This window comes from Dethiosulfovibrio russensis, from assembly GCF_021568855.1.
Classification (GTDB): Bacteria; Synergistota; Synergistia; order Synergistales; family Dethiosulfovibrionaceae; genus Dethiosulfovibrio; species Dethiosulfovibrio russensis.
This window is the reverse complement of the sequence record NZ_JAKGUG010000006.1, coordinates 151,323-176,934: the sequence shown is the minus strand read 5'-3', so window position 1 is coordinate 176,934 and position 25,612 is coordinate 151,323. Positions and strand designations below refer to the sequence as shown.

General features: G+C 51.1%; 25 protein-coding genes. 3 read left to right on the top strand and 22 right to left on the bottom strand.

What is annotated here, in order from left to right; all coding sequences use genetic code 11:
- Positions 1-184: 184 nt before the first annotated feature.
- The 7 genes from phoU to L2W48_RS08720 form a co-directional block, all read right to left on the bottom strand.
- A complete protein-coding gene (phoU, locus tag L2W48_RS08750) occupies positions 185-985 on the bottom strand; it encodes a phosphate signaling complex protein PhoU (RefSeq protein ID WP_236099621.1) in 801 nt (266 codons plus the stop codon).
- Positions 954-2,588, bottom strand: a complete 1,635-nt coding sequence (locus L2W48_RS08745) for a Na/Pi cotransporter family protein (RefSeq protein ID WP_236099622.1) — start codon at positions 2,586-2,588, stop codon at positions 954-956. The genes phoU and L2W48_RS08745 overlap by 32 nt, the downstream gene beginning before the upstream one ends.
- A gap of 23 nt (positions 2,589-2,611) precedes the next feature.
- On the bottom strand, positions 2,612-4,090 hold the full coding sequence (locus L2W48_RS08740) for a tripartite tricarboxylate transporter permease (protein ID WP_236099623.1): 1,479 nt from the start codon (positions 4,088-4,090) through the stop codon (positions 2,612-2,614).
- 3 nt (positions 4,091-4,093) lie between these two features.
- Entirely contained in the window at positions 4,094-4,540 is a 447-nt protein-coding gene (locus L2W48_RS08735; protein ID WP_236099624.1) for a tripartite tricarboxylate transporter TctB family protein, read from the bottom strand.
- A 17-nt stretch (positions 4,541-4,557) separates the two neighbouring features.
- Positions 4,558-5,502, bottom strand: a complete 945-nt coding sequence (locus L2W48_RS08730) for a tripartite tricarboxylate transporter substrate binding protein (protein WP_236099625.1) — start codon at positions 5,500-5,502, stop codon at positions 4,558-4,560.
- Between the two features lie 71 nt (positions 5,503-5,573).
- Complete coding sequence (locus L2W48_RS08725) at positions 5,574-6,494, bottom strand: Ppx/GppA phosphatase family protein (RefSeq protein ID WP_236099626.1); 921 nt, start codon at positions 6,492-6,494, stop codon at positions 5,574-5,576.
- Complete coding sequence (locus tag L2W48_RS08720) at positions 6,491-8,188, bottom strand: DEAD/DEAH box helicase (RefSeq protein WP_236099717.1); 1,698 nt, start codon at positions 8,186-8,188, stop codon at positions 6,491-6,493. The genes L2W48_RS08725 and L2W48_RS08720 overlap by 4 nt, the downstream gene beginning before the upstream one ends.
- Before the next feature lie 203 nt (positions 8,189-8,391).
- On the opposite strand from L2W48_RS08720, the gene L2W48_RS08715 reads away from it, so the two are divergent.
- On the top strand, positions 8,392-9,579 hold the full coding sequence (locus L2W48_RS08715; RefSeq protein WP_236099627.1) for a type III PLP-dependent enzyme: 1,188 nt from the start codon (positions 8,392-8,394) through the stop codon (positions 9,577-9,579).
- A gap of 74 nt (positions 9,580-9,653) precedes the next feature.
- Here L2W48_RS08715 and L2W48_RS08710 read toward each other — a convergent pair whose 3' ends face one another.
- From L2W48_RS08710 to L2W48_RS08700, 3 genes are all read right to left on the bottom strand, one after another.
- Positions 9,654-10,103: a hypothetical protein gene (locus L2W48_RS08710; protein ID WP_236099628.1), complete on the bottom strand. Its 450-nt coding sequence runs from the start codon at positions 10,101-10,103 to the stop codon at positions 9,654-9,656.
- Positions 10,104-10,158: 55 nt separating this feature from the next.
- Positions 10,159-11,601 carry a proline--tRNA ligase gene (gene proS / locus L2W48_RS08705; RefSeq protein ID WP_236099629.1) on the bottom strand — a complete coding sequence of 481 codons (1,443 nt, stop codon included), beginning with the start codon at positions 11,599-11,601 and terminating at the stop codon, positions 10,159-10,161.
- 78 nt (positions 11,602-11,679) lie between these two features.
- Entirely contained in the window at positions 11,680-13,761 is a 2,082-nt protein-coding gene (locus L2W48_RS08700) for a patatin-like phospholipase family protein (RefSeq protein ID WP_236099630.1), read from the bottom strand.
- Positions 13,762-13,924: 163 nt separating this feature from the next.
- Here L2W48_RS08700 and L2W48_RS08695 point away from each other — a divergent pair, with 163 nt between their 5' ends.
- Positions 13,925-15,130, top strand: a complete 1,206-nt coding sequence (locus L2W48_RS08695) for a dicarboxylate/amino acid:cation symporter (RefSeq protein WP_236099631.1) — start codon at positions 13,925-13,927, stop codon at positions 15,128-15,130.
- A 43-nt stretch (positions 15,131-15,173) separates the two neighbouring features.
- Here L2W48_RS08695 and L2W48_RS08690 read toward each other — a convergent pair whose 3' ends face one another.
- The 4 genes from L2W48_RS08690 to L2W48_RS08675 all read right to left on the bottom strand — a co-directional run bounded on the left by L2W48_RS08690 (position 15,174) and on the right by L2W48_RS08675 (position 18,547).
- Positions 15,174-16,601, bottom strand: a complete 1,428-nt coding sequence (locus tag L2W48_RS08690; protein WP_236099632.1) for a chloride channel protein — start codon at positions 16,599-16,601, stop codon at positions 15,174-15,176.
- A gap of 115 nt (positions 16,602-16,716) precedes the next feature.
- Positions 16,717-17,205: a chemotaxis protein CheX gene (locus L2W48_RS08685; protein ID WP_236099633.1), complete on the bottom strand. Its 489-nt coding sequence runs from the start codon at positions 17,203-17,205 to the stop codon at positions 16,717-16,719.
- A complete protein-coding gene (locus tag L2W48_RS08680) occupies positions 17,205-17,582 on the bottom strand; it encodes a hypothetical protein (RefSeq protein WP_236099634.1) in 378 nt (125 codons plus the stop codon). Before L2W48_RS08680 ends, L2W48_RS08685 begins: the two co-directional genes overlap by 1 nt.
- Before the next feature lie 86 nt (positions 17,583-17,668).
- Positions 17,669-18,547 carry a lysophospholipid acyltransferase family protein gene (locus L2W48_RS08675; protein WP_236099635.1) on the bottom strand — a complete coding sequence of 293 codons (879 nt, stop codon included), beginning with the start codon at positions 18,545-18,547 and terminating at the stop codon, positions 17,669-17,671.
- A gap of 103 nt (positions 18,548-18,650) precedes the next feature.
- On the opposite strand from L2W48_RS08675, the gene L2W48_RS08670 reads away from it, so the two are divergent.
- Positions 18,651-19,457 (top strand): universal stress protein, encoded by an 807-nt coding sequence (locus L2W48_RS08670; protein ID WP_236099636.1) that lies wholly within the window; start codon positions 18,651-18,653, stop codon positions 19,455-19,457.
- A 25-nt stretch (positions 19,458-19,482) separates the two neighbouring features.
- On the opposite strand, the gene L2W48_RS08665 is transcribed toward L2W48_RS08670, so the two are convergent.
- The 8 genes from L2W48_RS08665 to L2W48_RS08630 all read right to left on the bottom strand — a co-directional run bounded on the left by L2W48_RS08665 (position 19,483) and on the right by L2W48_RS08630 (position 25,521).
- The gene (locus L2W48_RS08665) at positions 19,483-20,103 is read right to left on the bottom strand and encodes a lysozyme family protein (RefSeq protein ID WP_236099637.1); all 621 of its coding nucleotides are present in this window, start codon (positions 20,101-20,103) and stop codon (positions 19,483-19,485) included.
- Between the two features lie 5 nt (positions 20,104-20,108).
- A complete protein-coding gene (gene gpmA, locus L2W48_RS08660; RefSeq protein ID WP_236099638.1) occupies positions 20,109-20,855 on the bottom strand; it encodes a 2,3-diphosphoglycerate-dependent phosphoglycerate mutase in 747 nt (248 codons plus the stop codon).
- A 57-nt stretch (positions 20,856-20,912) separates the two neighbouring features.
- The gene (gene larE, locus L2W48_RS08655) at positions 20,913-21,728 is read right to left on the bottom strand and encodes an ATP-dependent sacrificial sulfur transferase LarE (protein ID WP_236099639.1); all 816 of its coding nucleotides are present in this window, start codon (positions 21,726-21,728) and stop codon (positions 20,913-20,915) included.
- Positions 21,725-22,480 carry a nickel pincer cofactor biosynthesis protein LarB gene (gene larB, locus L2W48_RS08650; RefSeq protein ID WP_236099640.1) on the bottom strand — a complete coding sequence of 252 codons (756 nt, stop codon included), beginning with the start codon at positions 22,478-22,480 and terminating at the stop codon, positions 21,725-21,727. The genes larE and larB overlap by 4 nt, the downstream gene beginning before the upstream one ends.
- Before the next feature lie 105 nt (positions 22,481-22,585).
- Positions 22,586-23,203: a 30S ribosomal protein S4 gene (rpsD, locus tag L2W48_RS08645; protein WP_236099641.1), complete on the bottom strand. Its 618-nt coding sequence runs from the start codon at positions 23,201-23,203 to the stop codon at positions 22,586-22,588.
- A gap of 96 nt (positions 23,204-23,299) precedes the next feature.
- Positions 23,300-23,860: a hypothetical protein gene (locus tag L2W48_RS08640; RefSeq protein WP_236099642.1), complete on the bottom strand. Its 561-nt coding sequence runs from the start codon at positions 23,858-23,860 to the stop codon at positions 23,300-23,302.
- 88 nt (positions 23,861-23,948) lie between these two features.
- Positions 23,949-24,728, bottom strand: coding sequence for a ParA family protein (locus L2W48_RS08635; protein WP_236099643.1), 780 nt, complete (start codon positions 24,726-24,728; stop codon positions 23,949-23,951).
- Between the two features lie 7 nt (positions 24,729-24,735).
- Entirely contained in the window at positions 24,736-25,521 is a 786-nt protein-coding gene (locus L2W48_RS08630) for a hypothetical protein (protein WP_236099644.1), read from the bottom strand.
- Positions 25,522-25,612: the final 91 nt, after the last annotated feature.

Here is a 25,612-nt window from a genome sequence, read left to right as displayed (position 1 = left end):
AAGCACGCCGCCAGCGTTCGTCCTGAGCCAGGATCAAACTCTCCATAAAATTCACTTGGCTTCGCTTTTCTGTTTCCCCATTTTCGGCTGTCAATGTTCTCGCGCCCTCTGTTACAGCTGCCTTACGAGGCGGCCGGCTCAGCGGCGCAGAAGGAATAATACACCAAGAGATCTAAGCCGTCAACTACCGAATATCATTTATATCTGTTAACCCCCTCAGGTTCTTAGTGAGTAATTCTTCCCTGGCAGTTTCCGGCACCTTTCCTAAGATCACTTCCTTCAATCTCTCACCTCTCACCATGAAAAAGACCCTTTCCGAGACGTTGCTAGCGTGGTCTCCTACCCTCTCAAGATGTCTTGCTGTAAGTAGAAGCTCGGTTGCAACTGTTATTCCATCTTTATCTCCCTTGTCCATTTCCGCCATCATCTCTATCAGTTCTTCCGAGAGAGCTCCGGCGATCCTGTCCAGTTGTTTATCTTCCCGGAACACGTGAACGGCCAAATCGGTATCTCTATCAAAGAAGGATCTCAAGGCTTTTCTTACCATGTTTATGGATATCTCGGTCATCTTGGAAATATCGACAAGGGGCTTCAACATCGGATATTTAGATACGGTGAGAGCCCTCTCCGCTACGTTTACCGCCTGATCTCCTATACGCTCAAGATCGGTGGCTATCTTCAACACTGCAAATACGAAACGTAGATCCTCCCTCACCGGCTTCCTTATAGCGATCGACGCAAGGCATTCCCTGTTTACGTCGGTCTCCATTCCGTCGATCAGGTCGTCTCTATCTATTACTTTTCGAGCAAGCTCAACGTTTCCTTCTTTAAGAGATATCAGCGAATCCGATAGGGCGATGCAGACTTCATCTCCCATCAAACGAACCAATGAAAGTATCCTCTCTCTGTCATCTCCGTAGGAAACATCTCGCCTGCCCCCATCACTGCGACTTTTATTCATCATAGTCGCGAACCATTTCAACATCGAACCCACTCCCATCGCTTACACGCCCCATCTCGAAAGCCATCCTCTCTCCTCTGGTCATCTCCATACAGGCTTTAGCGAGCTGAGTTCCTCGTGCAAGAAGCTCGAGTCCCCCTTTTCTTCCGTAGTCCCCTCTACGAAATATATCCCTACGTATAAGCTCGTCTATTTCCTTCAACCTCTCGTACCAATGATCAACGTCTTTCGCCAATCCAAGGTCTCCCAGTGCGAAAGATCCCATAGCAGATCTCAATAATTCAAAGAGAACGCTTTCGTATTCATAGCCCATATCGGCCGACACGGAGGGGAACCGCTTTTTCTTGCCCTCAGAGACGATCAAAGGATAAAGCCAGTCGTTTATGGACTCTTTAATTCCCTTGATGGCCCCCAATGCGTAGGCTACTCTCGCATAGGCTTCGTTTTTACCGTCCTTAGGAGATATCTCCATGGACTCGAAGTAATCGGCGATAACGTCCCAGAGCTCGTCGGTCCCCTCCCTCAGTTTTCCTATCTCCTCCAGAGACCCTCCAGGGAAGAGAAGGAGTTTGGTCTCCATTTCCAAGAACCCCGCCAACCGGGTCAATTCCTTGTCCAAAAGAGGCAAGGCCAATGCGGGAAACTCAACCAGTTTGTTGTCCAGATAGGCCGGTTCCTCTATTGGTTGGCTGTCGGAGACGAAACAAGCCCGTAAAAATCTGTCTAAGATGGAAGTAAAGGGAAGAACGACCAAAGCATTGTACCAGACCACGGCAAATTGAAGCACTACGCAACGGAACTCCGGGGAGAGAAAGGACAGCTTTGAAAGAAACCCGGGGACGAAAGACGAGAAGGGGAGGACCAAAGCGATGCCTATTACCTTGTACAGAGCCGATCCTATACCCAGCAAACGAGCGTTCCTTTTACCTGACAGGCTGGCCATCAAGACCATCGCCGACGATCCGACGTGAGACCCCAAAACGATGGGATATACAGCCTCAAGAGGCAACGATCCGGACCCCACCAAAGCTATTGCCAATGCCATAACGGCGGCGCTGCTTTGCAGCACCGCCGCCGCCGTCAAGGCAACAACCCCCATTACCAATGGTCGGGCACTCAAGGCTAACAACATTTCGGCAAAACCGGGATCCTCCATGAGAGGAGAGACCCCGGTTTTTATGACGAACATACCCGTCAATACCAAGGAGATACCTCTGATCACCAGAGCCCCGTTCCGTCCCTTCCCCTTAAGGAGATCGACGGAAAAATGGGATATAGCCAAAACTCCTGGCGCTAGCTGCACAACGGGAAGACCCAGAAGCAACGTCACGAACGTTCCTCCTACGCTTGCTCCGATCATAACGACCAATGAACCTGATAGGGAAAGCATTCCCACGTCGACCAAGCCTACAGCGAAAGACGTAGCAACGGAGCTGCTCTGGGTAACGGCTGAGAGGATAAGACCAAAGACGAAAGCCATCGGTTTTTTATCAGTTACCTCTGCCATCCTCTGCCTGGCGGAACGTCCCATAAAACGACGAAAGCCATCGGAGGTCGCGGTGACACCCATCAGGAAGAGAGCAAGCCCTCCTGCTATCTGAGCCCATGAAAAAAACGAGGAAGTCACCGAAATAACACCTCCTATAATCTTTACACAGAAATACCCTTCTTCTTTTTCTTCTTAAAAGCGGGAAGAAGCAAAAGCAGAATCAAACCCCAGAGAACCAAGCATATAGGTCTCTCGAAAAAAATCATCGGTGAACCATGGGATATTATGAGAGATTGCCCAAATCCCAGCTCGGCGATAGGCCCAAGGATCAGGCCTAACACCACGGCCCCCAGGGAAAAACCCGCTCTGTGAAGAAAATATCCTCCGATTCCAAACCCCAACATCAACCATACGTCGAATATACTGTTATTTATAGCGTAACTTCCGACTACAGACAGTATCGATATGGAAGGAATGAGAATGGAGTTCGGCACCGTCGCTACCCTTGCAAAGAAGGGCGCAAAATAAAGCCCCAAGATAAGAAAACAGACATTGGCAAGGAAAAGAGACAGTATAAACGCATAGGTCACAGTGCCAAAGCGGGTGAAGAGCTCCGGACCAGGGATAAGCCCCTGTATCATCAGCCCTCCCATCAGGGCAGCAGCAACGGAGTTTCCGGGAATCCCCAGGGTAAGCAAGGGAACGAGAGAACCTCCAACGCAACCGTTATTGGCACTTTCCGCAGCGGCCACCCCTTCGGGATTTCCCTTCCCGAAAGAGTCGGAATTCTTCGACACCTGTTTTGCGAAGTTATAGGAGATGAAGGACGCTATAGTGGCTCCAGCCCCGGGCAGTATCCCGACCACCGTACCTATAAAGCCGCCTCTGGCTATGGTGCTGCCTAAACCTTTAGGGACGGAGGATCTCTTCAAGGACTCCGGATCGGCACCGAGCTCCTGCACTATATGGCTCTCCGCGGTCAACTCGAGCACCTGACTAACGGAAAACAACCCTATCAGAGCGGGCATAAAGGAGACTCCCTCGAAAAGGTCCACTATGCCTCCGGTGAAACGTATAAATCCATCTATCGGATCCATCCCGATGGAGGCTATTATCAATCCTATGACACCAGATATCAGCCCCTTGAGAAGATTTCCAGAGGTCAATGTAACTATGCTGGCCAACCCCAAAAGGGATAGAAGAAAATATTCGGGAGGACCGAACCTCAGAGCGAAATTGGCCAGGACAGGAGCAAGCAACAACAGAGCAAAGGTGGATATGATTCCACCCCAGAAGCTTCCGATCGTTGCGACCGCAATAGCGACTCCGCCCTTACCCTGTCTGGTCATGGGATAACCGTCGAAAGCTGTCGCTGCCGCAGCAGGAGTGCCGGGGGTAGATAAAAGGATCGACGATATGGCCCCTCCGTACATACCTCCGCTGTACACTCCGCCCATCATGGCAAGCCCTACCACCGGGTCCATGCCGAACGTGACCGGGATCAGGAGAGCCACCGCCATGGTCGCGGTCAGGCCGGGTATAGCACCTATAACCATCCCACCAGCGGTCCCTCCCAATACAGAGAGAAGCACCTCGGGACGAGCCAAAGAGGAAGCCGCTGACAAAAGCATATCGATCATGGATCAAGCCCCCCAGAGTCCGGCTGGAACAGGTACAGCCAGGAATCGGACAAAAACGATGTAGACGAATCCAAGTAATCCCAACGTACCGATCAGAAGCCACATCTTATCTCTAAATCCCAAGATCCACCCTAGAACAAACATATAAAATCCACTGGCCAGAAAAAAGCCGACGAAATTCAGCAGGAGAACGAACAGTACGGATGCCACGACAGTAAAGAGGAAGGTCCTTCTGTTCACCACCCACCGTATCCTCTCTCCACCGCTGTCCTTAAACGCAAACTGAGCCATCAGAGCCAGGGAAAGACAGGCCAGTAGGCCGGAGAGAAAAACGACATACCTCGTGGCTGCCTCCGCCCTATCCGGAAAACTACCGGCAGAAAAAAACATGGCTGCCGCCAGGACTAACCCGGCGGCGGCACAGAGAATATTTAAGAACTTTCTATTCATGTCCTAATCCAAGTCCCTTACCAGGGAGCCACCTTGAAAGCTTCGTCGGTGGTCTTCTGGAGGTTCTTGAGGTACATCGTATATTCGTCTGCGTTCAATATATCCAGCAAAAGCTGACCTTGAGATGCTGCGATAAATTCAGGGTCGTTGAGCACCTTATCGAACACTTCCATGAGCTTAGCCATGACATCTTTGGGAACTCCCGCTGGAGCGGCGAATCCCCTGGAGGAATCGGAGTATACCTCGTAGCCCATCTCCTTAAACGTCGGTAATTCTGGAAGGTAAGAGCGTCTTTTCACCGTCATTATCCCAAGCAGTCGGAGCTCTCCGGAATCGACCTGGGCCTCGACCTGAGAGGCGTTCATGAAAGCCAGATCAACGTGTCCGCCCATAACAGCGGCTTTCTGGCCGGAAGATCCCTTGGAGGGAACGGCGTTTATCGAGATTCCCGCGGCCTTCTCAAACTGCCGAAGGGCAAAATCGTCGTCGCCTCCGGGACCAGAGGTGGAACCGTTGAGTTTTCCCGGGTTCTCCTTGGCGAAAGCTATCAACTCCTCCACCGTATTGAAGGGACTGTCGGCTTTGACAACCAGGACACCGGGATCGGTAACAACGTTCGCTATAGGAGCAAAGCTATCGAGGGTATATTTAGCCCTACCGGCCGATACGTGAGCGGCCACGTGAGGCGTGTATATACAGCCAATCGTGTAGCCGTCTTTCTTGGCCCTTGCGATGGATTCGAATCCTATCTGGCCTCCTGCGCCGGGTTTGTTGACTATTACCATGGGCTGCCCCAAGTACTCTTCAGCAAATTTGGCAACCAGCCTGGCCATGGTGTCCGTTCCCCCTCCAGCGTTGGAAGGGACTATTACAGTCACCGGTTTCTCCGGATATGCAGCCCAAGCCGTTCCTGCCAGACACAAGATCCCCAATAAAACCCCTAAAGCTATTCCGCGTTTCACGTTACACCACTCCCATCTGAGATATGAAAAGTAACGACCATGTTACAATAATCATCTTACACGAAAAATCCCTAGTCGAAAAGCGTGTTCAGAAAGCCGTGACGTAAACCGAAGGACGAGACCAACATTTCCTTGACCTCCAGAACATTGAAGATGGATCGCACTATACATGCTCCCGCCAGTATTATCGGAGCTCTGTCGAAATCCATACCCGGGATGAGTCGTCGTTCCTGGAGAGAGACGGAACCGTAGAGATCTATCTGCCTATCTAGCTCGGATAAAGAGAGCCTGACTGTTTTCGAGGACGAAAATCTCTCCGGAGCTAGACTAACGGCAGCCATGGTGATCACGTTCCCCCCGGATCCGACCAAAAAACTCCCCCCTTTTTCGGAAGGGAGACCGCCCTCCTCGAGGGATCCCTCTATCCACCGGAGGGCCGCTTCGACGCCATTTCCACAACTATCCTGGGAAAGCATGAATTTTTCCGTAACGGAAACCGCCCCGACCTCCAGGCTAAAGGCACGAACCACCCTTCCATCCTCGAAGCAAACGAACTCGGTGCTTCCTCCCCCCGTATCGAAATACCATCCGTCGCTCCCCACTGGCAAAAGGGGAGCTATGCCGTAAAAAGAGTATATGGCCTCCTCCTCACCGGATAAAACCCTCAAGGACAACCCCGTTTTCGCCTTAAGACGATCCACGAATATTCTGGAATTCGACGCTCTTCTAAGTGCCATAGTCGCCACGGCCGAAACATCTCGAACCCCGAGAGCATCTGCCTTGGCGATAAATCGTCGAACGCAATCGAGAGTCCTGTCCATCGGAGGCTCCCCCAATCGACCTGATTCAGCCAGCCCCTCTCCTATTCTGGTTATCTCGTTGCTATCCTCTATATAGATCTGCTTGCCGAGACGATCATCTTTCTCGGCAAGCAGAAATTTGACCGAGTTAGTGCCTATCTCGATCAACGCCTTTCTGCAAACCGAGCTCACCGTCTCCGCCCTCTTTTTCCTAAATCCTTCCTGCGTCGTCTCCCGCTGCGTTTTTTCCCTACTTTCGATCTATCGGTAACCCTGTGCTTAAGAGCCGGAAGTTCCACCTTGGTTGTATCCATCTCGTAAATTTTTTCCTCGAATCCAAAAACAGTAGGGTCTATCTCCATTACGGCCGCGTCGACTTCGTCCATTCGGGAGAGCTTGTAATCTTCCGGCAGAGAGTTGTTGAACCTCTTCACCTTAAGCAACGATTGCAGCTCATTCCTTTCGTGTTTGAGAAGTAGCTCCGCCGCGGTCAAGCCGTCGGGATGAACGTAATCATCTTTACCTATTCCCCAGAAAAAGAGCTCCGCCATGTCCAGATTCTGCTCCACCTCCATCTCGCCGTACCATACATCGGCCAGAATGGCTCTGAACCTGGTTTTCTCGTCCGGAACGATTTTATCGAGACTTCCGTCTATTATATCCATGGCCTGTCGTATATCGGCCGACACCCTCCTGTAGCTGAGCTCGGGCAAAGATCCGGATGCCACTATATCTGCCTCGTTCTCGACCGAACTTCGGCCTTTCAGGATAGCTCCGAAATCGGGACGAAGCTCGACCCGGGCCTCCTCGGAGGGAGAGGAGACGAGAGAGCGAAATATCTCCTCGGTTCTAACCCCGAAAGCCTCCGCCGGAGATTTATCGATCCATGTCACATAGCCCTTTTCGAACAGCCCCTTTCTGCCCGCTCTTCCCGACATCTGAAGGAAAGCGTTCTTGGAGATGGGGCAACGATCGTGAAACTTCACCAGCTGGGCGAATACGGCCCGCTCTGCCGGTAGGTTTACTCCAAGGGCTAGAGCATCTGTACCGACGACCACGTCGATGATCCTTTCCCTGTAGGCCCTCTCGACCAGAAGCTTTTCCTTCGGTAGTAAGCTTCCATGATAGACCCCTACGCCCTTGAACATACATCGTCTGATACCGGAGACCTCTAAAATCCAGGCTAGATCCTCCAGTCTGCGTTTCCTGCTGTCGTCGAATCGAAGCCTCTCGTCGGCGATCATATCGGCGACCTGCTGAGCTCCTTTCTGAGAGAACACGAAGACCAATGCATCTCTGATCTCCCTGGGAGTCACCGGTTCGTCACAAAAAACCAGATCCGTCACCCTTTCGGACGACTCGAACAATACGAAGGGACGGCCTGTGATTCTCTCGAGATAAGCCTGGACCTTAGAGGCCCCTCCGAAAGTAGCCGACATCACCAACATAGGCACATCGGCAGAAGTTTTCCTTATTCCGTCTATATAGGCCCTGCTTCTGTCGTTTTCACCGAAGATATAGTGAAATTCGTCTATTACGAGCTTGATCCCCGATCGTCCAGCGTATTTAAGAGCGTAGATCTCCTGAGTGCAGCATATAACCGAAGCCTGGGGATTTTTCTTGAAATCACCGGTCTCTATGCCTACGTCGAATCCCATGGAAATCAGGTCCATGTATCTCTCGTTGCTCAACGCCTTTATGGGAGCGGTAAAAATCACCCTCTCTCCCGACGGAATGTCAAGCTTCTCGCCCTCCAGGTCGTAGAGACCTGCCCATATATAGGCAACCCACGTCTTACCGGATCCTGTAGGGGCGGAGAGGACGGCGCTCTCGCCTCCTATGCGATCTATAGCCTTTCTCTGCCAAGGATATAGGGAATCTCCCATCATGAATTCGTCTCTTCCTACCGTAACGTCGTTTATCTCGTTATCCAAGGTATGCTCCTCCCAGTGATATATATCGTATGTTCTAGAACATCTGATTTACATTATAATGTAGTTTGGAGGGTGCTATCGTATCGAGTAGAAATAAGGTACAATACCCCGGCCACGGTGAACAGCCGCGAATTCGCAAAAAAGAGGGTGATCCGATGTTAGGCGTACCAGCCAGTTACAGTTTCGACATGGAGAGATTCGTTACAAGAGAAAGATTCGAAAAAATAAAGAATTTTTTAAAGAACAAGAAGACTCCCTGCCTCCTGCTGGACCTCAAGAGCGTGGAACGGAACTTCGACGATCTCAACAGGACCATGCCATACGCCAAGATACACTATGCGGTTAAGGCCAATCCCCACGAGGCTATACTGAAAATGTTGATCCGCAAGGGATGCAACTTCGACTTCGCCTCCATAAACGAACTCGATACAATGCTGGCTCTCGGCGCATCGCCGGATAGGCTCAGTTACGGACATACGATCAAGAAATCAGAGCATATAGCCTACGCCTACGAAAAGGGCGTTCGTCTTTTCGCCACGGATTCGGAGGACGACCTCAGACGGATAGCCAAGAACGCTCCCGGCTCGCAGGTCTTCTTCAGGCTTTTCATGGAGTGCAGCGGAGCGGACTGGTCGCTATCTCGAAAGTTCGGTGCCCATCCCGATACTATATTCAAACTTATCCAACTGTCCAAAGAACTGGACATCGTTCCTTGGGGACTGTCGTTCCACGTAGGATCCCAACAACGAGACATCGGGCAGTGGGGAAACGCCATAGCCAGTTGCCGATATCTATTCGACTCGGCAAAGGAGCTGGGAATCCAGCTTAAGCTCATCAACCTAGGGGGCGGTTTCCCTGCCAAGTACATACAGCCGACGGTCCCTCTGGAGATATACGCAAAGGAGGTAACCCGTTTTCTCACCGAAGACTTTCCCGATGGTATGCCGGATATAATCATAGAACCGGGCCGTTCTCTGGTAGGTGATTGCGGGATCCTTGCCACCCAGGTGGTGCTGAAGTCGAAGAAGGAAAGCTATAACCCTTACAGCTGGCTTTACATAGACGCCGGCAAATTCGGAGGGCTCTACGAGACCATAGACGAATCGATCAAATACCCCATATACTCGGAAAAGCAGGGCCCGGTGGAGGAATATATCATCGCCGGACCGACCTGCGACAGCTTGGACGTTCTCTATGAGAGAGATAAATATATGCTGCCGAAAAATCTGGAAGAAGGGGACAGGCTCTACTTTTTCTCCACCGGAGCTTACGTCAATTCCTGCTCTCTGGAGAGCTTCAACGGTTTCAAACCTCCCAAGGTTTACGTATACGACGAAGATTAATAGAACATCCCACGATATGGGGAAGAACAGACGAGGCACCCCTCCTAGGAAGGGCGCCTCGTCTGTTCATCCCCTCAGAAATCTAACATCTCGTCAAAGAAAGACAGAATTGATCTTAAAAAATCACGGAGATTCCAGCCGGATGTCTCCAGAGAAACAACTCTACTCTCCAGATGGAGGACCCTTCTCCTCAAAGAGGACGATTCTCGCCTCATCGAAGATAGTTGTCCCTTTAAAAAGGCAATCTCTCCCTCAAGACGTTCTATAGCCTCTTTTAGATCTTCGAGACCATGTCCCGATCCGCTTTCCAGGAGTTCGTCGAGGACCGCTCTTCCCCTCTTCCCCTGTTTTTCAAGCTCGTCCGCTCTGGATAGCACGGATGCAGCAGACTCGGAATAACGACGACTTCGTCCCTCCCCTACGAAGGGAACGGCTTTTAAGTATCGTTCCCTCAGGGTTCTAGCCCTGGACTCACTTAAACCCGCTTTGGTAGCTACCTCCTTGAAAGATAACAGTTTTTCCACCACGGAGAAATCCCTCCCCATCTAAGCGAAGAGCCGCCTTAAAGGCGGCCCTTTTTCAGTAGGACTTGGCGAATATGGCCATTCGGGCGTCGTCCTTTCCGGTAAAGAAACACTTTCCTCTGGTGTCTTTGTCCTCCAGGGGAAAGCAACGGACGGTTGCCCCGGTGGCTTCCTTTATTGCTTTTTCGTCCTCCTTGGTTCCAGCGAAGTAGGCTTTTATAAACCCGCCTTTTTTCTCCAAAGTTTTTTTAAAACCATCGAGATCGGAGACTTCGTGGGTGTTCACCTCTCGGAAGGATCTGGCCTTATTCAAGAGATCCTCCTGTATGGTCTCCAAAAGATCGTTAACCTTGGTCTCTATTCCGTCCCAAGGCAGATCGATCTTCTCTCCCGTGTCTCTTCTGACAGCCCTTACTGTGCCTTTCTCGAACTCCTTCTCGCCCAGCTCCAGTCTCAGAGGAACTCCTTTTTGAAGATGATAGAAAAACCTGTCTCCCGGCCTCATATGAAACTGATCGTCGACTGCGACCGTTCTGGCCCCTATTACCGATTCGATCTTCCCCGCCAGTTCTTTGGCCTTTGAAAGTAGCGGACCGGTCGCCATGGTTTCGTCCTTGCTTATGGACAGCAACGCCACCTTGGTGGGAGCTATTCGGGGAGGAAGAATCAAGCCATCGTCGTCGGAATGGGTCATTATCACCGCACCGATAAGTCTGGTAGAGACACCCCAGCTTGTCGTCCAGGCGTACTCCATGGCCTCTTCCTTGTTCTGAAACTGTATGTTGAAGGCCTTCGAAAAGTTCTGGCCGAGGAAATGGCTGGTTCCGGCCTGAAGGGCCTTCATGTCGCTCATCATGGTCTCGGTGGTGTAGGTCTCCTCCGCTCCGGGAAAACGCTCGCCCTCGGACTTCACCCCGGGGACGACAGGAAGAGCCAGATAATCCGTCATGATGCGACGATAGACTTCCAACATCCTCTCGGTCTCCTCGATCGCCTCTTCCTTGGAGGCATGGGCCGTATGCCCCTCCTGCCATAGAAACTCGGAGGTCCTTAAAAACAGCCTGGGGCGCTTTTCCCATCTCATAACGTTGGCCCACTGGTTTATCAGGAGAGGAAGATCCCTCCAAGACTGAATCCATTTACTGTACATATGGCCTATAACGGTCTCGGAGGTAGGACGAACAACTAGAGGTTCCTCCAGTTCCTCACCTCCGGCGTGGGTTACCACTGCACATTCGGGGGAAAATCCCTCGACGTGCTCCGCCTCTTTCTCCAGAAAGGAGTTGGGAATGAGAACCGGAAAGTATGCGTTGACGTGACCGGTTTCCTTGAAAGCCCTGTCGAAAACCTGCTGTATCTCCTCCCAGACGGAATATCCGGTGGGTCTTATGACCATACACCCTCTTACAGGAGCGTAATCGGCCAACTCGGCGACCTTGATCACGTCCAGATACCACTGAGAATAATCCTGCTGCCGTGACGTTATGTTTCTAGCCATATCTCATGCCTCCAACCGCTGCAAAAAGTGTCCCGTTTAAAAAGGATCGACTAATTCTAGCATATCCGGCCCTTTCCATCAGGGGAAGGGGTAACGAAGAGTCCACATAGGATCCCCTATGGAGAATCCGAAGGTCCAGTCGTTATCGTCATCGTAAATGGCTAAAAACCGGGCTTTCAAAAGTCTGGAAGGAACTGTCAAAGCTACGCCGACCTCCCATGGTTCGTCGAACAGTTCTCCTCCGTTGTCCCAGACATATCCTTGACCTCCAAAAAGCTCTCCTTCCCATGGAGAGTCTCCGCTCTCGCCAAGCCTTCGTCGAAATCCCAGACGCCACCAGGCGAATCTCTCACCAAGTATAGGTCGGTCAGCCAAGCTGTAAAGCTCTTCACGAGCGCCGAGATAAGCACCTTGGCCGATATAACGTCCGTCGCTGTTCCCCTCCATCAGGCCGGCTTTGAGATATCCTCTCCAGCGGGAGGAAAGAGGTTTATCCACCCCTCCCTCTATACGAAATAGCATTTCCTCTCCTTCGCTTGGATACCACGCACCGAAAGAAAGATAGGATTCGTCCTCGGGAGCATCCTGCCCCTTTATGCCCGATGAGTACCACTTTACTATAGGACCCCAGGCTTCCACGGTCTGACCCGATCCCTCCATTTGGCTGCCCAGAGCACCTACGGTGAGACTGGATCCATCCGTATCGAAGGTCCTACCGATGGAGAGGCTGAGCATATCCCATTTTCCATATGGTTTCATCGAGACTCTACCGGCCCTTAAACCCATCTCGTAGGAACCTTTATCCACGGCAAAGTGATAATCCGCTTTAGCTGCCCAGTCATCCCCTAAAATAGCGTCCACGTTGAGGTAGTCTCCATCGTAAGCAAGATCCATCATCCTGCTTCTTATCCCTATCCAGCTTCCTCCCGAAAGGTTGGTCGCATGGCCGTCGAGGGCAATACGATAGGCTGGTTGTCGCTGAATTTTAAGTACTACCTCCACCCCATCTGTCTTCTCAACGAGCTGATAATCAACTGTCTTTACGTCCTCTCTGGAACGAATCCACTCGGCAGCGGAGACGATATCCTCCGGATGAACCGGGCGACCGATCCAGTCGGAGAATTTTCCTTTTATATTATCGGCAAAATCCTCCGGTACTCCCTCGACGGAAATACGTCTAACCAGCCTTAATATAGTAGGTCTATGTTCCGGTGCCGATGGAGCCTGAGCGGCAAGAGACTTTATTGCAGCCATTTTGCTCTCGGCGGCTATGACTCCAAGCCTTACCATATCCCCTATCTCTACGTTACCCAAGGTAGCCATGTTCCCCACCTTGGGCTTTATTATCACGTCCGCCTTCGACTCCTCTCTGTCCACGTTCTGACTGGTCAATATGGTTATGGTCTGATCTATTACGTCTACCATAGTCTTCATCTCGTCCGACTTCCTGAGGTCGCTACAGACGTTTACCGCAACGATAGGATAATCGGGAAACATCTCCTTGGCGGTTGTAACAGGCATATTGGAGACCAATCCACCGTCTACAAGCAACCTTCCCTCTATCGGCCAGGGCTCGAACAGTCCAGGAATCGACATGGAGGCCCTCATCGCCGAGGCCAGAGATCCGTGTCTAAGGACTACCTTTTCACCGGTCTCCAGGTCGGTTGCGACCGCTGCGAAAGGTATAGGCAACTCGTTAAATTGAACTACTGAAACCCTGGATGTCAATTTTTGAAAGAGGTTTAACGCGCTTGCTCCTGATAGAGGTCCCTTAGGACCTATCACCTGTCCATGCGCGTTCAGTTCCAATTTGGGCATAAGAGGAGAAATCTCTCTGTTCTTTGGTTCGGAGTTTCTGTTCTCTCCGTTGCCTAGAATAACTCCTCCTATGTCGACCTTTTCCAGAACATCCTCCAACTCCTGAGGGGAATATCCAGCCGCCGAAAGCCCCCCTATAATTGCCCCCATACTGGTTCCGACTATCCCGGCTACCGGTATCCCCTCTGCCTTGAGGGCTTTCAAAACCCCGACATGTGCCAATCCCTTGGTTCCTCCACCGGAAAGAGCTAACACTATAGCTCCGGTCTTGGCCATGGAGGACGAGGACATTGAAATACAAAAACACATCGCTAAAAATAAAGCCAACCCTTTTTTCTTCATCGTAGACCTCCCTGTGCCAGCTACAATAGCCACGTAAACCTGAGATTCATTATACTAAAGATAGAGCCTATACAATAGCCCGTAGAGGAACTCATGGGGTATACTGTTACTGAGTGGCGAAAAATTCCGCCATATCAAATATTTTTTCAAGGAGGATTGTCTAATGAGTCAGACCAGGAAAAAAATACCGTTGATATGGAAGATCACCATTGGCTTTGTATTAGGTATCGTGGCAGGGGTGATGATAGGCCCCAAGGTGGCAGTCGTCGAACCGATCGGCAAAATTTTCATCACATTGTTGAAAATGTTGATAGTTCCTCTAGTATTCTCCAGTTTGGTGGTAGGAGTCTCCTCGATAGGAGATCCGAAAACCCTGGGTAGAATAGGGATAAAGACCATTCTACTCTATCTGGGGACGACTGCAGTCGCCATAGTTATCGGCCTATCCATGGGACACTTCTTTCAGCCTGGAGCAGGAATGAACATCGAAAACGTAACTGCCGTCAGCGGCAAGACCGCCCCAACACTGGCCCAGGTAGTCATCGGGATGTTCCCGAGCAACCCCGTCCAGGCTCTGGCTCAGGGACACATGCTGCAGATAATAGTTTTCTCTCTCTTCTTCGGCATAGCGGCGGTTTTGGCCGGGGAAAAGGGAAAACCGATCCTATCCGTTATGGACTCCATCGCTGAAACAATGTACAAGGTCACCGAGTTAGTCATGTCCTTGGCACCATACGGGGTATTCGCTCTAATCGCCGTAACCGTATCCAAATACGGAATTTCCGTGTTGGCTCCTTTTGCCAAGGTCATAGGAGCGGTCTATCTGGGATGTATCGCCCACGCAATAATCGTATACTCCGGATTGGTAAGCTTAGTTACGAAAAAATCACCGACATGGTTTTTCAGCGGGATCAAGGAGGCCAGTATAACGGCCTTCGTAACTAGGTCCAGCTCTGCCACTCTTCCGGTCACCATGACCTGCACTCAGGAAAACATGGGGGTTTCAGAAAAAATATCCTCCTTTGTCCTTCCTCTGGGAGCGACCATCAACATGGACGGGACAGCCCTCTATCAAGGCGTATGTGCCCTATTCATAGCTCAGGCCTTCGGTATAGACCTCTCCTTGGGAGCCCAGGTCGGAATAATAGTGACGGCCACTTTGGCCTCGATCGGAACGGCAGGAGTCCCCGGAGCGGGGCTTATAATGTTGACTCTAGTGGTCACCCAGGCGGGGCTTCCAATGGAGGGAGTTGCCCTGGTGGCGGGAATAGACGCAGTCCTAGATATGGCCCGTACCTCCTTAAACGTAACCGGCGATGCCTGTATAACGACGGTAGTAGCGAAGACAGAGGGAGAACTGTCCCTTTAAAGCTCGAAGATGGGCCGGAGTTTAAAAAAACTCCGGCCCATCTTTATTTTTCCTTTCTAGGACGATCCTTTCGGAAAGGCTTTCTGAAGCGACAAGGAGCCTTTATACCAAAAGTTCTTTGCATGGCCATAGCTATCTTTTTTATAAGAGGGGAGAAGAGAGAGTCCTCAGGTTTCGGAAGGCTCCTGGCCAAATCGACTCTGCTCGGCTTGGCACTGATCAGTATCAAGGGAGATTTGGATCTGGCCAAAATCTGACTTGGATATACGCTTCTATGCCCAACCAACAGAAAAGACGTTATGCAGGCTATGGCAGCGAAAGAAGCGACGGAGGATCCGAAAAGCTCCACCGCCATTATGCTCGCGGATATAGGAGCATTGGCACAACCGGCAAGTACCGCTACGAAACCGATGGGACCGAAAAGAGCTCCGTTAAGGCCGAAAAGAGAGGCAAAGGTTACGCCTGCAGTAGCCCCTATGAAAAAGATAGGAGTCACTACCCCTCCGCTGCCTCCGCAACTCAAGGTTATAGCGGTAAAAATAGACTTCCAGAGGAAAGCCAGTCCCGGCAGCTTTTCTCCGTGTAAAGCCCTGTCTATCACGTCGGTACCGAGACCGAAATACTCCCCTCCTACGGCTTGAGCCAAGAAAAGTATCAACACAGCTCCAAGGATAGCCTTTACGACCAAACCACCTCTGACCTTAGAAAAGACCCTCTCGAAAAAGGACATTATTTCGATATGAAGAAAAGAGACAAAACCGAAAAAAGCCCCTGCTACGACCATCCACAGAAAAATCCCCCCGGACATGGCCGGGATATCGCAAAGGGGATAATACCCGTAAGACATCCCCAAAGAGGTCGCGACAAGATGGGAGACAACCCCACTGATAAACGATGGGAACAGCACGTCGTAGAACACCTGGCCTATATAAAGTACCTCCAAACCAAAGATGGCCCCTGCCACGGGAGTTCCGAAAACCGCAGCGAAGCCGGCAGAGATACCGCATATCACGAGTTTTTTTCTGTCTAGATCGCTGAATCTCAATAGACTCGCCAAGGAGGATGTAAGACCGGCACCGATCTGAGCCGCTGGTCCTTCCTTACCGGCCGATCCTCCGGCTGCCACCGTAATGACCGTGGTTATTAGCTTTATGGGAATAACCTTCACGGAGATTTTTCCGGAATGTTCGTGAATGGCCTCTATTACCTTCTCCGTGCCGTGACCTCTGGCATCGGGAGCAAAACATCTGATTATAAGGGTACTGGCCACGATACCGAGAGGCAAAAGATACCACAAGAAGGTCGGAGGTGATTTAGCGGTCCACGATATAGCCCATTCGAGAGAATTAACGAAAAACGTAGTTACCGATCCGACCACGGCACCAGCTAGAACAGCCAGTAAAAACCACTTTGCCAGGGCATAGACAAGTATGGACTCTTCCCATACGACCCTAAATCCGCGACTCTTCACCAAAAACCACTCCAAATCGATGATAAAGTTTAAATATACGAAAAAAGAGGCTGCTCCATCCTTGGATATGAACAGCCCTAACTCGCGCTACGCTGGCTTACGACGCCGAACAGAATTATATGCTATTGAAAGAAAGAACCAGATAGGCCCATCCTCCTCCTATCACGGAGAAAGGAAGGGTGAAGCTTATTATATCCGACGACTGAGACGGCACGGTTTTTATGCTCGCTCCAGTAATGAGCTGCGGCGGGGTGACATCCACCCCAGGCAGGGATGCCTGGGTCAAAGCCCTCCCGCTAACCATGTTCGACAACTCTCCTACGACACTCATTGCTATGGAGTCCTCCAAGTTAGGCTGAATCATTCCTCCGGACATGGCCGTCACGGTGGAGATAAAACCACCTTCGTCCAACATTATCACTATGGTGCCCTGAATGCCGTCCCCAACTATACCTATAAGAGAGGCACAGCAGGCATTCTCGACCTTGACCCCTCTGGATATCTGGGATTTCTGAAGTTCTACGGACACACCGACCTCTCCTGCCACAGATATCAACGACGTTCCAAATGTATTTACCAGGGTAGTAAGTTTCTGGTTGGACATTATCTTATCTCCTTATCGTAAATCTCTCTTATCCCTCTCATGGCGATACAATAAGCTGCCAAATCGTCGACCGCTCTAGGTGGAATCTGGAGCGACAAAGGCAAAAGACGTCTCCACCCCGTAGGAGGGTGAAAAGTCCAATATATCTCCCTGGCCTCCAAGGTCGAATTGCGTTCGTCTATCAAACGATACCAAGGGAAAGAACGCTCTACCTTTTCGATAAATAGCTCCCTTCCGGTTCCGTTTCCTATGAAAACCCCGTCTATCTTAGATCTCGAGGTTGTTTCAAGTTTACCCTCTAACGGAATCTCGTCAAGGGAAAGAGGGAGCCTTTTTACCAGTTTCGACAGAAAACTCTCTAACATAGAGAGACCCATGATACCTGAACAAAGAAATTGTCCATTATCTTCTACCAAGGCCCAACCGAACTTGGACCGCCCCGGATCGATGGAGAGATACAAGCTTATTTTTCCCCTAAGGTGCTCGCCCAACGGGGATACAACCACATCCACTGCTCCGGATTTTTCGATATTCCCTGACTGAGACAGTCGTTACATCTAGTGACGGCTTCCAAAAAAGACTCTTCCGAGGCATCCGATCCAGGCATCTCTATGGGAGGCAGTATCCTAAGGTCGAACAAAGAGGACTTACCCATTCGAATCGAGAAAACTGGAACCACCGAGGCACCAAGCTTAGAGGCTATCTTGACCGGACCGTAGGGGGTGCTGGCAGGAGCTCCCAGAAAAGGAACGACGACCCCTTTGTCCTTCGCATCCTGATCCAACAATATGCAGAGAACCTCCCCCTTTCTGAGACAGGACAGAGCCGATTTCAGGCTGAATCCCTTACTTATTCCCTTTATTCCACACCGGGCCCTGGTTGACACTATCAGATCGGTCACCCTTGGATCTCGTTGCTCCGCTCCTATGGCGTTCATAGGAAATCCTCTCCGAGCAAGTAAAGCAGCAGCAACTTCCCAATTCCCGATATGGGCTGAAAGGAGAATGACGCCCTTGCCCCTTGAAAAAGCTCTCTCGAGATTCTCCATGCCGGTTACGGTAACCAACTTTTCTAATCTATGCTCCAGAAGAGGCAATCTCACGAACTCCGCGACACATCTACCGTGATTAATATAGGATTCCCGAACTATGCGCCTAGCGTCGGTCGGTCCAACCCCCATAGCCCTGACACAACGGGCTTCAGCCCTGTCCACCCTCGATTTACTGAAAAACCACAACAGCCACCCCAGGGAAGCTCCTATACGAAGCGCCATTCCATGGGGCAGCCACTTAAAGACCCTACTCAGAAATTCGATTGCCATCCACTGTCTGTCCCTATCCACTGCAAACACTCCCGTCGTTCGTCACATCCAAGATGGACAAGACTCATTATTTCGATATTATGGAAATAGATACCCTAGCCTAAAGACGGAAGGAGCGATCTTCATGTTTAGAAAGATACTGTACCCCTCCGACCTATCGGAAAGATCCGAAAGGGATTTAAAATGGGTGGCGACACATCTAACAGAGAGATCGGAAGAGATAGTAGCGGTACACGTCGTGAGCACGTCGATAGGCGTAGAGACCCCGTCTGTCGTCTCCGGAGCTCAAGAAATACTGAAGGAAATGTGCGAGAGATCCATCCCGAACGGCGTGCCTTTTCGCTTCTACGTGGAAGCAGGAGAAAAAGACGAGGTATTTTCCGCAATAGTGCGAAGAGAGGACTTCTCCGTAGCGGTGATAACCGTTTCCCCCGACACCGCTATAGTCCCTCTCGTTCAATCTCTGGGCCTGCCTCAATTGATACTCCGATGGAACACCCCTCCGACCATACCAGGAGATATACTGAAAAACGTCGTAGTGGCTACCGATCTGGAGGTAAACAGGACACAGGACATCCTGGACGGAGTGAAAAAGGTTCTGGACAAACGACAGAAGGAGACGAGGATAACCTTATTACACGGAGTTCCCATGGAAGACGCCTCCATGGCACATGGCCTTTTCAACCAGGCCTCCAAAGCTATGGAAGCCGCAAAAGAGGAGGTCGAAATGTGGAACGATCTAGTCGAGACCAAACTGGTAGGAGGTCAGACGGAGGAGGAGCTACCCAAGGCGATAGTCGACCTAAGCACATCTCTCCTGGTCCTTGGTTTACCTCTTAAGACGGACATATGGCAACTGATACTCGGCAACACAGCGGAAGCCCTCGTTGAAAGGACCAGATGTCCGATACTTATAATACCTACGGAGTAAGCTGCAATTCACATGCAGCAGAACATTAAAACCTATCGTCCTCAATTCTTTCCCTGAAAAGGCGGGCCATGTTTCTGTAGTGTTCCCATATGACCTCGTACGCTCCGGGAAAATCATCATATTCGTTCCTTATCATAACATCGTAGTTCATGCCACTTCGTTTCAGATTGCGAGACATCAGATCTGCACCGATCCTGACGTTTATGACGGGTTTACAGAGGACCCTCCTGGACTGAACCCTAGGATGGTCCTCCGTGATCCATCTCCTGTGTTTCTCCCAATCTATAGCCATCAAACCATAGTACCCTCCCTCCTCCAAAACCCAGGAGAGCCCGGACCTTTGGATCATGACTGAAGCTAGGATAAAGGGATCCACTCCGTATTTTATAGAAGAACGAGAGACGTAGATGGAATACAACCTCTGCCTTTTAGACGACATGCTGTCGTCTAAAACGTCAAAATAATCCCTAAGGACTTGCTGCACCACAGGAGCCTTGTCTTCATCGAAACAGTGTATCTGGACAAAGCCCCCATCCCGGATAAGGCCGGAAGGATACCCGGGATCTCCGTAGGCGGGAGTCAGGCAAAGCCACAGGGAACAGATTACCAAAAGGATTGGACTGCTTTTTCCGAGACGGAGTCTCATAATCTCTATTTCGCTTTCCCCTGATTCGCCACGGCCTGTTGAGCTTTGAGGACAGAGTCAGCATCCCCCAGATAATAATGGTTCTGAGGTTTAAGTTCCTCGTCCAACTCGTAAACCAGAGGTATCCCCGTCGGAATGTTCACCCCCGGGATCTCATCGTCGGGAATACGATCCAGATATTTGACAAGGGCCCTAAGACTGTTGCCATGTGCGACTACGAGGACCTTCTCTCCCGATCTTATAGCCGGAGCGATCACCTCGTTCCAGTAGGGAAGAAAGCGATCGACCGTATCCTTAAGACACTCGGAACGAGGGATATCGTCCTTGGACAGACCAGAGTATTTTGGGTCTTTACCGGGGTATCTGGGATCGTCATCCTGAAGAGGAGGAGGTGGAACATCGTAGCTCCTTCGCCACAGCTTAACCTGGGCCTCACCTCTCTCCGCCGCCATCTCCGCCTTGTTATATCCCTGAAGCGCTCCGTAGTGCCTCTCGTTTAATCTCCACGACCTGTAGACGGGAAGCCACATCAAATCCATCTCTTCCATCACTATCCACAGGGTCTTTATGGCCCTTTTCAACGTCGATGTATAGGCCGAATCGAAGGAATAGCCCTCTCCAGTCAAAAGCCTTCCAGCCCGATGAGCTTCCTTCACGCCATCCTCCGACAGAGGGACGTCGGTCCAACCGGTAAAGCGATTTTCCTTGTTCCATACGCTCTCGCCGTGACGAAGCAAAACCAACTTATGCACCAGCGATCTCCCCTTTCCTCGTTCGAAAATAACTGATATCACGTCGATATTATACACCTAAGGCCATGTACGACCGGTACTGTAGCCCTCGAGATCGATCATTATCCTGCGGAATCCTAGACTCTTGAGACCTTTGACTATCGGCTCCCTGAAGGCTACCATCGTCTCGTCTCTATATGGAGACAACTCCAGACATATGGAGTCATTCCAAACCCTCACCCTGACCTCAAGCCCCAGCTCTTTTAAACACTCCTCCGCATCGAACGCCCGTTTGGCTTCATCAGCTCTTAAGGCAGTGCCAAGAGGGAACCTAGTCGCCATACAGGCAGTGGCGGTTTCGTTCCACCATGGAATATCCAGAGCCTTCGCCAACTCCCTGACTCTCCGCTTTGAAAGCCCCGCCTCGGCAAGAGGGCTGAAGACGGGATATCTATTCAGGACGGAGTTTCCCAACCTAGTAGGATCCTGAAGATCATCGTGATTCGTACCGTCTACTATTGCGTTTATTCCCATCTCCTTCTTCAATCGGAGGATCTCGCGTATCCGAAGTTCCTTGCAGAAAGCACAACGTCCCTCGAGGTTTCCCATAACACGGTCGTCCGACAACTCGGGTCCCGGGGTTATTCTAAGATCGACCCCAAGATCTCGACACATGGAAACGGCTCTCCTTCTCTCCCTCTCAGGATGTAAAAAGGAATCGAAAAGAACGGAGTGAACCGTTCTTTCAGGCATGATGCCGGCCAGCAAAGCCAGTATGGCCGAGCTGTCCACCCCTCCAGAGAAGGAGACCAAAACGGAGGACAGCTTTAAAAGCCTGTCGGCTACCTCGGGGGGGAAGAACTCCCTAAGTAAGGACTCGTCTCCTCGTCTCATCTGGACTGCCTGGCGATAGTGCCTGCGGTGTACCCCGCCCCCAGACCGTTATCTATATTCACGACCGTAACACCTGTGGCACAGGTGTTTATCATGGTCAGGAGAGCGGAAAGCCCCCCGAAGTTGGCCCCATATCCGATACTTGTAGGAACCGCTATTACCGGACATCCGACCAACCCGGCGACCACTCCGGGGAGAGCCCCTTCCATCCCAGCTACCGCGACTATAACCTTGGACGACATCAGAACATCCGCGTAGGACAGCAGACGATGTATCCCCGCAACTCCGACATCGAAAATACGACGCACCTCACAGCCAAGGTATTCGGCGGTAACCGCAGCCTCCTCCGCTACCGGAACATCGCTGCTACCGGCAGCCACCACTGTGACGCCCGAGTAAAGCCCCCTCTTTTCATCTCCATCGACTATCGCTGCGATCCTGGCCCTCTCGTGATGGACTACTTCAGGAAAAAGTGATCTTATGAGATCAACTTGAAAAGCGCTTATCCTGGAAAAGATAAAAGTTCCCTTTCTACCGTCTAAAGCCGTCGCTATGGCCCTCAGCTGCTCATCGCTCTTACCGGGACAGTATATTATCTCCGGAACCCCTCTCCTTAGAGCCCTGTGATGGTCCAGCTTGACCTCGCCCAGATCCTGAAAAGGCTCCAACTTTACCTGTTCCACAAAACTCTCCGGGGTCATATCGCCGGATTTCACAGCCCTGAGGGCCTCTAAAAGCTCTCGCTCAGTCATTTACTCTCCCCTCCCAAACTGTATTGCGAAGAAGGACCAGAACCCTCCATAAAAGCTTACGAAAAAAGCCCGTCCTTCTGGACGGGCTTTTACCGTACGAAAAGACTACCTGGAGTAGTACTCGACGACGATCTGCTCGTCGGCGATGGTAGGTATCTCCTGACGCTCGGGCAGACGCTCCACCTTACCGGACATCCCGTTTAGAGACAGCCAGCCTGGCTTGGAAACGGCAGATGCCACCTCGGCGTTCTCCCGAAGCACCTTCATCTCCCTGCTCTTCTCGGTCACAGCGATCACGTCGCCGGGCTTGACCAAAGCACTGGGAATGTCGACCTTCCTGTCGTTGAGGGTGAAGTGACCGTGACGAACAAGCTGTCTGGCCTGGGGCCTAGTAGAGCAAAGTCCCAAACGGTAGACCACGTTATCGAGACGGGACTCGAGAAGTATCAACATATTGTGACCAGCGACACCGCCCTGATTCTTGGCCTTGGCGTAGGCCGCACGGAGCTGCTTCTCGCTGACGCCGTATGCGAAACGAATCTTCTGCTTCTCAAGCAACTGCTGACCGTAGATCGACTGCTTTGCAGGACGTCTGTTCTTTTTGTTCGCACCGCTCTTCTTGGCCAAAAGCCTGTCGTACTTGGTGTTACCGAAAACGTTGACGCCGAAACGGCGTACCATCTTGCCCTTAGGGGCGGTTTTTCTGTTCGTGTTCTTTGACATACCGAGCTCTCCTTATAGATGGATTGCGTGACGGCATTGTCCAGCAGCCTGATGCATCCTGCACAAGTTACGGGATTTTTGCCCTTTTGTCAAGCATCAAAAGTCAAGGTAAAAATCGGCTCCCTCTCCCTCCGACCAGATCAACATAGCTTTAATCGGAGGTCTTATCTGACTTGCCCTGGTGACGGGAACCAGCCTCTCCTCGACTTTCCTCAGGACGAAAAACTGGGTCACCACCGGATCGGCCTCGTCGAATCGTTTTTTCATCTCCGAAAGAACCAGAGGCAATGGTTCTAAGGACCTCAACATCGGAGCCCAAAGAGACCGATCCTCCTCTTTGAGCATGTTCATAGGATCTACATCGATCCGATCGTCCTCTTCTGGGATCTCATTGGACTCCCCACTATCGCAAGCAAGCCATAAAGATGGATCCGTAACGGTCAAAACCCCGTCCTCTAAGGAAAATACATTCCGATCGATAAGAGCCTCGACCGACGAGAGGACCGATTTCCTATCGTCGGATCGGAACAGTCCGGTCAACAGATCCACGGTAGGCTCTCTTTCCTCAAATTTTAAAAGAACACATCTCACCGCCACCGCCCATTCGCTTGAGGACAACGACTCAGAAGGACATGATTCAAGCAAAGTTTCCGTCATATCCTCCGATGGCAACTCGACGGGAGGAGGAACGTCGAGGATATCGAGATCTCTGGCGTCATCGCCTTCTGTGAGGTAATTACGTAGACTAGGTCGTTTCCTGCCCATTGTTCCCCTGCCTCTCCATGAACTCTTTCGCCAGAAGACGGTAATCCCTGGCACCGTTACAACCAGCATCATAGCTCAGGACTGACATACCCGCTCCGCTTGCCTCTACCACGCTGATATTCTGCCTTATATATCTACGGTAGAGCGACCCCCCAAAGTAAGAGGAGACTTCTCTATGAACCTCTCTGTTCATTATCACCTTGGGATTATGTCTAGTCAGAACCACACCACCGACGGAAAGATTCCGGTTGAGCCTCTTTTGAAATAACTTAACCGTGGAATCGAGCAGGCGGACTCCCGCCAGGCTATAGAACTCGCTCTCCAGGGGGACCATGATCTCGTCCGCAGCAGCCAAAACGTTCCTGGTAAATAAACCTAGCTGCGGCGGGCTATCGCAGAATATATAGTCGTATTCACGCACCTCGTCGCTGTCCAAAGCGGACTTCAAAAGAGTATCCCTGCCGGGCTCCCGCTCCAGCTGCAACTCGGCAACGGCAAGGTCCAGGCTACTGGGAACTACGTCGACCCCCTCTCTTCGAACCGCCAGATCAGAGATAGACGCCTCACCTATAAGATAATCGTATACGTAAGGAGCTCCCTCCTGAACCTCAATACCCCACCCCGCTGATAGATTACTTTGAGGATCCAGATCTATAGCCGCAACTCTATAGCCTATGGAGGACACTGCTGCAGCCAGGTTCTGACACAAAGTCGTCTTACCGACACCACCCTTGAGATTACAAAAACCAATAATCTTCACGCTTGAGCTACCTCGCTTTGTAGGAAAGAGAAATCCCATCGAATGGAGCGGGGATCACTCTGGTGGCGAGACGCATCCGTCCCTTCCTCAGATCCAGGGTCTTCAGATGGACCGGAAAGACGAAGTCCTCCATATCCACTATAGGCTGGACGTCTTTCAGGGCTTTTTCCACCACAGACGACTGATCATCGTTGTTTATCTTGAACATGTAGCGGTCTATCCATATCTCCCGCCCTTCCTTCAACGTCAACTCTCCCTGAAGGTCGACCTTGACTCTCAGAGATACAGGATCCTCTACCCTGTAATACCCTTTAGCCGAGATACCCGATGGAGAGAACTCGACGGAGAGCCCTTCCCATCTTCCAGAATCGTCCTCCACGACGAGTCCTTTGAGAAAATCGTTGACGTCCGAATCGGTTATGACCGCATCGAAATATCCCATAACGATCTCATCGACATCGGCTGGACCTCCGTCACCCCAGGACTCTAAGGGGCCGAAGTCGTTAAACACCGTCTCCACCTTGACCGATGCCACTTTAAAACCATCCAGAGACGGGCCAATCGCCTCGAAGTAGAGATGACGTACCTTGCCATCTTTCTCAATAGGACCGTCTAAGACCATCAAAGCACTCTCGGGAGATACCCTGTCAACGAGCCAACGAAAAAGCCGAACCTCGGGGGCACTTCCCTCTATATCGCCAACAAAGGGTCTTGTATCGGCATGTGCCGTGGCAGAGAGAAGAAGAACCGCCGTCAAAAGAACTATACCCGCTATCGAGAACCTAGATTTCAAGGGAGCGACCTCCTTTTTTCGTTCTGTCTTCGGTCATTCTACTATGAAAGAACAGAAGATAAAAACACGGCACAAAAAAAGGGGCCCGAAG